Source organism: Streptomyces virginiae, assembly GCF_041432505.1.
GTDB classification, from domain to species: domain Bacteria; phylum Actinomycetota; class Actinomycetes; order Streptomycetales; family Streptomycetaceae; genus Streptomyces; species Streptomyces virginiae_A.
Genome location: NZ_CP107871.1, coordinates 4,836,676 through 4,844,772 on the forward strand (window position 1 = coordinate 4,836,676; position 8,097 = coordinate 4,844,772).

Consider the following 8,097-nt stretch of genomic DNA (forward strand, 5'->3'; position numbering starts at 1 on the left):
GGTCATGGGATTCGTGGAGGAGGAGCTCGCCCAGATGTGGGCCGAGATCCTCGACGCCACCGACGTGACGCTCGGCTCGCACTGGCAGGCCCTCGGCGGGCGGCCGGAGGCCGTGCGCACCCTCGCCGACCGCATCGACGAGGAGCTCGGCACCCGCGTCGAGCCCGCGGGGCTGCTCGACGCGGGCACCCTGGAGGGCATGGCCCGTCTGGTGCGCGGGGCCATGGCGGCCGGGAAGGCGGCAACCGCTCCGGCGGCGGCCGGGGCGGCGGGTCCGCGGGCCGGGGCGCGGCCGGAGCGGCCCGCACTGTCCTTCGCCCAGCAGCGGCTCTGGTTCATGCAGCAGATCGACCCCGAGACCACGCTCTACAACGTGCCGACGGTGCTGCGGCTGCGGGGTGCCCTCGACCGCGACCGGCTCGGCCGGGCGCTGACGGCGCTCGTCGCCCGGCACGAGGTGCTGCGCACGACCTACCGGGCATCGTCCGGGGTGCCCCACCAGGCCGTCGCCGCACCGGGGGAGTTCGCGCTCCCGTACACCGACCTGACCTCCGAGGCGCGGCCCGCCGGCGAGGCGGCGCGCGTCGCCGCCGAGGTGGGCGCGTACGTCTTCGACCTCGCCGCCGACCTGCCGCTGCGGGCCCACCTGCTGCGGCTCGCATCGGACGACCACCACCTGGTGGTCACGTTCCACCACATCGCCATCGACGGCTGGTCCGTCGAGATCTTCTTCCGGGAGCTGGGGGAGCTGTACGGCGACCCGGGCGCGGGCGGCGCACCGGTGCTGCAGTACGCCGACTACGCCGGCCGGCAGCGCGAGCGGCTCCAAGGCGACACCCTGGATGCCCTGACCGCCCACTGGCGGGCCGTGCTCGGCGACGACCCGAAGGCCCTCGCCGTACCGACCGACCACCCCCGGCCCCGCCACCGGTCCTTCCGCGGCGCGGTCGCCACCCGCGACCTCGGACCGGAACTCACCGCCCTTCTGCGGGAGTTCGGCCGGGCCGAGCGCGGAACCCTCACCATGACGCTGCTCGCCGGGTTCCAGGCGCTGCTCGCCGGCTGGTCCGGGACCGAGGACGTCACCGTCGGCATCCCGGTCGCGGGCCGCACCCGGCCCGAGCTCCAGGAGCTGATCGGCTGCTTCATCAACATGGTTCCGGTCCGCGTCGGTCTCGGCGGGGATCCGGCCTTCCGGGGGCTGTTCGCCCGGACCCGCACCGCGCTGCTCGACGCGTCCGCGCAGCAGGAACTGCCCTTCGACAAGCTGGTCGAGGCCCTGGTGTCCCGGCGCGGCCGGGACTTCCTGCCGGTGTTCCGGGTGATGTTCAGCTTCCTCAAGGAGCGGTCCGACCCGGTCTTCGCCGGGTTGGAGCACTGCTCCCTCGACCTCACGGGCCCGCAGGACACCGCCAAGTACGACCTCAGCCTGTACGCGCAGGAGAGCGGTGCGGGTGTCGCGCTGACCCTCGAATACGACACCGACCTCTTCGAGCCCGAGACCGCGACCGCGCTGCTGGCCGCCTACGAGCAGACGCTGCACGACGCAATCACCTTCCCGGACGGGCCCGTGCTGGATCTCCCGGCCGTCCGCTTCGGGCAGTCCGGCACCGAGAGGAACACGCACCGTGACCGCTGACCCACTGGCCACCCCGGGAACGGACACCATCGACGCCTGGTTCGCGCGACAGGCCTCGGTACGGGGTGACGCGATCGCCGTGACCGGCATCGACGGCCGGCTGACCTACCGCGAGCTCGACCGCTCCGCCAATTGCCTCGCCCACCACCTGCGCTCCCTCGGCGTCGGCCCCGAGGTGCCGGTCGCCGTCTGCGTGGAGCGCACCGCCGCCCTGGTGACGGCGCTGCTCGCGGTGCTCAAGGCGGGCGGCGCGTACGTCCCGCTCGACCCGGCGAGCCCGGACGAGCGGATCGCCTTCACCCTCGCCGACGCCGGCGCCACCGTCCTGGTCACCGACCGGGACGGGCGCGGCCTGCCCGCCGCGCACACCGTCCTGACCGGTCCCGGCGGCACCGACCTGAGCGCCTGCCCGGACACGGCTCCCGAGGACCCGGGCACCGGCCCGGCGAGCCTCGCGTACGTCATCTACACCAGCGGCTCGACCGGCACCCCCAAGGGCGTCATGATCGAGCACCGCAACGTGACGAGCCTGCTCACCGGCACCCGCGGCCACTTCGGTTTCGGTCCCGACGACGTCTGGTCCATGTTCGCCTCCGCCGCCTTCGACGTGTCGGTGTGGGAGATGTGGGGCGCGCTGCTGCACGGAGGGCGGCTCGTCGTCGTACCGGAGGAGACCCGGCGCTCCCCGCAGGAGTTCCACGCGCTGCTGCACCGCGAGCGGGTGACCGTCCTCAATCAGACCCCGGCCGCCTTCCGGCAGCTGGTCCGCCACGAGGAGGAGCAGCCGCCCGGCGCCGGACCGGCCGACCTCGACGCGCTGCGCCTGGTGGTCTTCGCGGGGGAGGCGCTGCCGCCCGAGATGCTGCGACCGTGGATCGCCCGGCACGGTGAGGACCGGCCCGAGCTCGTCAACATGTACGGGATCACCGAGACCACGGTGCACTCCACCTACCGTCGGATGACCTCGGCCGACCTCGACGCCGGAGCCGGTTCCATGATCGGCGGCGCCTTCGAGGGCTGGACGATGCAGGTCGCGCCCGTCGAGGGGGCGCAGGACGCCGGGCGCGCCCGGGCCGCCGACGGCGAGGCCGGCGAGCTGTTCGTCGGCGGCTCCGGCGTGGCCCGCGGCTATCTGGGCCGGCCCTCCCTGACCGCCGAGCGCTTCCTGCCCGACCCGGACGCGACCGTGCCCGGTGCCCGCCGCTACCGCTCCGGCGACAGTGCCCGACGGGGTGCGGACGGCGATCACGAGTACCTCGGCCGGCTCGACCACCAGGTCAAGGTCCGCGGGTACCGCATCGAGCTCGGCGAGATCGAGAACGCCCTGACCCGCCACCCGGACGTCCGGGACTGCGTGGTGATCGTCGACGAGGACTCGGTCGGCGAGCCCCGCCTGGTCGCGTACTGGGTGCCCGGCGGGGCGGAACGCGCCGACAGCACCACCGAGTTGCGTGAGCACCTGGGGCGCACCCTGCCCGCGTACATGCTGCCGAACGTCTTCGTCGCGCTGGACCGTCTGCCGCTGACCCTCAACGGCAAGGTCGACCGGCGGGCCCTGCCCGCGCCCGAGGCCGTACGCCCCGACCTGGGCGGCGCCTTCGAGGCCGCCGGCACCCCGGTCGAGAAGGCTCTCGCGGAGATCTGGGCCGACGTGCTCTCGGTCGACCGCGTCGGCCTCGACGACGACTTCTTCGACCTCGGCGGGCACTCGATGCTCGCGACCCAGGTCGTGGCCCGTTCGAAGGAGCAGTTCGGCGTCGCCATGACGCTGCGGATCTTCTTCGACCTGCCCACGGTCCGGGAACTCGCGGCGGCCCTGGAAGAGCTGCTCGCCGCACAGTCCACCAACAACCCGCACGGGGAGAACGCATGACGTACGAAGCGGATCTGCCGCTGCCCGAGCAGTCCGTGGCCATCATCGGGATGAGCGGCCGCTTCCCCGGTGCCGGCGATGTCGACGCCCTGTGGCGCATGGTGGCGGCGGGCGAGGAGGGCCGCACCGACTACTCCGACGAGCAGCTCGCCGAGGCGGGCGTGCCCGAGCGGCTGCTGACCGACCCGGCCTACGTGAAGTCGGGCTTCCCCGTCGACGGGTTCGACCGGTTCGACGCCGAGTTCTTCGGTGTGACCCGCTCCGAGGCCGAACTGATGGACCCGCAGCACCGGTTGCTGCTGGAGACCGCCTGGCAGGCCCTGGAGCGGGCCGGCTACCCGGCGGGCTCCTTCGAGGGCCGCACCGGCGTCTTCGCCGGCACGTCGGGCAGCGGTTACCTGCGCGAGCGGATCGCCGACGCCGGCACCGACGGCCGGATCTCCGACGAGATCCAGGTCGCGATCGGCAACGACCCCGGCATGCTCGCCCTGCGCGTCTCCTACAAGCTCGGCCTGACCGGCCCCAGCTTCACCGTGCAGAGCGCCTGCTCCTCCTCGCTGGTGGGCGTGCACCTGGCCGTGCAGTCGCTGCTCGCCCGCGAGTCCGACATGGCCCTCGCGGGCGGCGTCGCGGTGCGCGAGTTCGAGCCGCGCGGCTACCGCTACGAGGAGGGCGCGATCCTCTCGACGGACGGTCACTGCCGCCCGTTCGACGCGGACGCCTCCGGCACGGTCTCCGGCGACGGCGTCGCCCTGGTCGTCCTCAAGCGCCTGGAGGACGCGGTCGCCGACGGCGACCACATCCACGCCGTCATCCGCGGCTCGGCCGTCAACAACGACGGCGCCGCCAAGATCGGCTTCACCGCGCCGTCCCCGCACGGCCAGGCCGAGGTCATCGCCGAGGCGCTGGCCGTCGCGGGCACCCCGCCCGGCACCGTCCAGTACGTCGAGGCGCACGGCACCGCCACCCCGCTCGGCGACCCCATCGAGGTGCAGGCGCTCACGGAGGCGTTCGGTCCCGACGCGGCCGTCGGCTCCGTCCACCTGGGCTCGGTGAAGTCCAACATCGGCCACCTCGACGCCGCCGCCGGCGTGGCCGGTCTGATCAAGGCCGCGCTCGCCCTGGAGCACCGCTTCATCCCGCCGACCGCGCACTTCCGCGCCCCCAACCCGCGCCTCTCCCTCGACAAGGGCCCCTTCGTGGTCACCGGCGAAGGCATCCCCTGGCCGCGGACCGCGACCCCGCCGCGCGCCGGGGTGAGCGCCTTCGGCATCGGCGGCACCAACGCGCACGTGGTCCTGGAGGCGGCCCCCGCCGTCGCCACGGAACCCGACACGGCCGGCGACTGGCAGATCCTGCCCCTGTCGGCCCGTACCCCCGAAGCCCTCGACGCCGCCGCCGAGCGCCTCGCGGACGCGCTCACCGGGAGCGGCCCGGCCCTCGCCGACGCCGCCCACACCCTGCAGTCGGGCCGCGTCGAACTCCCCTACCGCCGCGCCGTGGTGGCCGACGGCCGGGAGGCCGCCGCCGTCGCGCTGCGCCAGGACCGGCCCGCCGCGGCCGCCGGGCAGGGCGAGGGGACGCCCGAGGTGGTGTTCCTCTTCCCCGGCCAGGGTGCCCAGTACCCGGGCATGGGCGCGGACCTGTACCGCACCGAGCCCGTCTTCCGCGCGGCCCTCGACCGTTGCGCCGAGCTCCTGCTGCCCCACCTCGGCTGGGACGTACGGGAGGTGGCCTTCGCCGCCGACGGCGAGGAGACCCGCGAGCGGCTGCGGCAGACCCTCTACACCCAGCCCACCGTCTTCTGCGTCGACTACGCCACCGCACAGCTCCTGCTCTCCTGGGGCGTCGAGCCGTCCGCGATGACCGGCCACAGCCTGGGCGAGTACGTATCGGCCTGCCTGGCCGGGGTGTTCGGCCTGGAGGACATCCTGCGCGTGGTCGCCCGCCGCGCCCAGCTGATGCAGGACCTCGCGCCCGGCCGGATGCTGTCGGTGCTCCTCGACGAGGAGGCGCTCACCGGTGCCCTGGACGGCCGCGCGACGATCGCCGCGGTCAACGCACCCGGCTCCTGCGTGGTCGCCGGCACGCCCGAGGAGGTCGCCGAGGCCCGCCGGGTCCTGGAGGCCCAGGGCGTCTCCGTACGTGAGCTGGAGACCTCGCACGCCTTCCACACCGCGCTGGTCGAGCCCGCCCTGCCCGGCCTGGAGGAGGTGCTGCGCTCGGTCACGCTGAACGCGCCGAGGATCCCCTTCCTGTCCAACGTCACCGGCACCTGGATCACCGACGAGCAGGCCACCGACCCGGCGTACTGGGTCGCCCACACCCGCCGGCCCGTGCGCTTCTCCGACGGCGTCGCCGCCCTCGCCCAGCGCGGCCCCGCCGTGTTCGTCGAGGCCGGTCCCGGCAGCCAGCTCGGCGGGCTCGTCAGGACCCACCCGGAGCCGGGCCCCGTCGTCACCCTGCTGCGCAAGCCGCGCGCCGGCGCCGAGGCGCCCGCCGAGCACCGCGCGGTCCGCGAGGGCCTGGCCGAGCTGTGGCGCCACGGCGTCGGCGTCGACTGGAGCGCCCTGCACGAGGGCGCCGGACGCCGCCGGGTACCGCTGCCCGCCTACTCCTTCCAGGGTCGTGGCCACCTGCTCCCCAAGCCGACACGGGCCACGAACGTCCGCAGCGACAGCGCGCGCTGGACGTACGCGCCGGTCTGGCACCGCGCTCCGCTGGCTGCCGCCGCGGAGCCGACCGGACCGGCGACCTGGCTGGTGCTGGCCGACGAGCGCGGACTGACCGACGACCTGGCCGCCGCCCTGCGCGAGCGCGGCGACAGCGTCACCACCGTGCGCAAGGCGGCCGGCTACGCCCGCACCTCCGAGCGCGGCTTCGACGCCGACCCGGCGGACGCCGAGCACCTGGGCCGCGTCCTGCGCGAGCTGCGCCAGGACGGGACGGTCCCGGACCGGATCGTGCACGCCTGGGCCGTCACCGGCCCGGAAGGCTCGGCCCCGTCCACGGCCGCGGACCGCTACGCCGACGGCGTGGCCACCGGCTTCCACAGCCTGGTCGCGCTGGCCCAGGCCCTCGGCGAGAGCGGCACCGACACCCCGGTGCGCGTCGACGTCCTCACCGACCGGCTGCAGGACGCGCACGGCGCGGACGTCACCCGCCCCGAGCGGGCCGCCGTGTACGGGGCGGTCACCGTCCTGCCGCAGGAGTACACCTGGCTGACGTGCCGGAGCGTCGACGTGCTGCCGCCGGCGGACCCGGCCGCGCGGACCCGCCTCACCCGGCAGCTCACCGCCGAACTGGCCGGTCCCGGCACCGAGCACCTCGTCGCCTACCGGGGCGCCCAGCGGCTGACCCGCGCCTTCGCCCCGGTCGAGCCGGTCGCCGTACCCGTCGAGCGGGCCTGGCGGGCCGACGCCGGCTACCTGATCACCGGCGTGTCCGGCGAGGCCGGGCTGAGCTTCGCCGAGGAGCTGGCCGCGGCGGGCGCCCGCCTGGTGCTCGTCGGGGACCCGCGGTTCCCGGCCGAGAGCGAGTGGGCCGCGCTGCCCGCGGGGGCCGAGCGCACCCGCGCCGAGCGGATCGCCGCGCTGAGCGCCGCCCGCCCGGGCGCCGTCACCTACCGGAGCGCCGACCTGGCCGACCCGGAGCAGGCCCTGCAGCTCGTCGAGGAGGCCCGCTCCGTGCTGGGCGGCTTCGACGGCGTCCTGCACTGCGCGGACGCCCGCGGCACCGGACTCGTCGCGCTCAAGTCGCGGGACGACTTCGAGACCGTACTGGGGGCGCGGATACGCTCCACGCTCCTGCTCGAAGAGCTGCTCGCCGACGACGAGCCGGCCTTCTTCCTGTCGGCCTCGGCCACCACCGGCATCGTCGGCGGCTTCGGTCAGGCCGACAACTGCGCGGCCGCCGCCTTCTTGGACGCCTTCGCCGCGGCGGGCTCCGCCCTGGGACGCAACACCGTCACCCTCGACTGGTCGCAGTGGGCGTGGGACGACTGGTTCGAGCTGCAGATGGCCGGACTGCCCGAGGTGCGCGAGCTGTACGAGCGGCTGCGCCTGAGCCAGGGCATCCCCGTCGCCGAGGGCCTCGCCCTGGCCCGCGCCGCGCTCTTCGCGGGCCTGCCCCAGCTGGTCGTGTCCCGGGCCGACTTCCAGGACGTCCTGGCCGACCAGCAGGGCATGACCGCGGCCTCCTTCACGAACGCGCTCGGCGGCGGCCGGAGCGAGGACAGTGACTGGGACCCCGCCACGGTGTGGCCGGACGACGAACTGGCCCGGTCGGTGGCCCGAGTGTGGCAGGAGACGCTCGGCGCCTCCCCCATCGGCCCGGACGACGACTTCTACGACCTGGGCGGGAACTCGCTGTTCGCCATCCAGATCGTGGGCCGGCTGCGCCAGGCCCACGGCGACTTCCCGATGAGCGCCGTCTTCGAGGCGCCGACCGTACCGGGGCTCGCGGCGGCGATCCGCGCCCACCAGGCCGAGTCCATCGGTCTGGACGAGTTCGAGGCGATGCTGCGCGAGGTCGAAGCCCTCTCCGCCGCCGAGGCCGAGCACAAGCTGAAGGGTGACAGCTGACC

At 74.8% G+C, this 8,097-nt stretch carries 3 protein-coding genes; all 3 read left to right on the plus strand.

From position 1 onward, the window contains the following. The first annotated feature begins 4 nt into the window (after nucleotides 1-4). Genes OG624_RS22610 through OG624_RS22620 form a run of 3 tightly spaced genes read left to right on the plus strand, consistent with a single transcriptional unit; the run spans nucleotide 5 to nucleotide 8,095 of the window. Nucleotides 5-1,639 carry a condensation domain-containing protein gene (locus OG624_RS22610; RefSeq protein ID WP_371588186.1) on the plus strand — a complete coding sequence of 545 codons (1,635 nt, stop codon included), beginning with the start codon at nucleotides 5-7 and terminating at the stop codon, nucleotides 1,637-1,639. Next, nucleotides 1,629-3,512 carry an amino acid adenylation domain-containing protein gene (locus OG624_RS22615; protein WP_371588187.1) on the plus strand — a complete coding sequence of 628 codons (1,884 nt, stop codon included), beginning with the start codon at nucleotides 1,629-1,631 and terminating at the stop codon, nucleotides 3,510-3,512. The genes OG624_RS22610 and OG624_RS22615 overlap by 11 nt, the downstream gene beginning before the upstream one ends. Further along, nucleotides 3,509-8,095 carry a type I polyketide synthase gene (locus tag OG624_RS22620; RefSeq protein ID WP_371639775.1) on the plus strand — a complete coding sequence of 1,529 codons (4,587 nt, stop codon included), beginning with the start codon at nucleotides 3,509-3,511 and terminating at the stop codon, nucleotides 8,093-8,095. The genes OG624_RS22615 and OG624_RS22620 overlap by 4 nt, the downstream gene beginning before the upstream one ends. The last annotated feature ends 2 nt before the right edge of the window (nucleotides 8,096-8,097 follow it).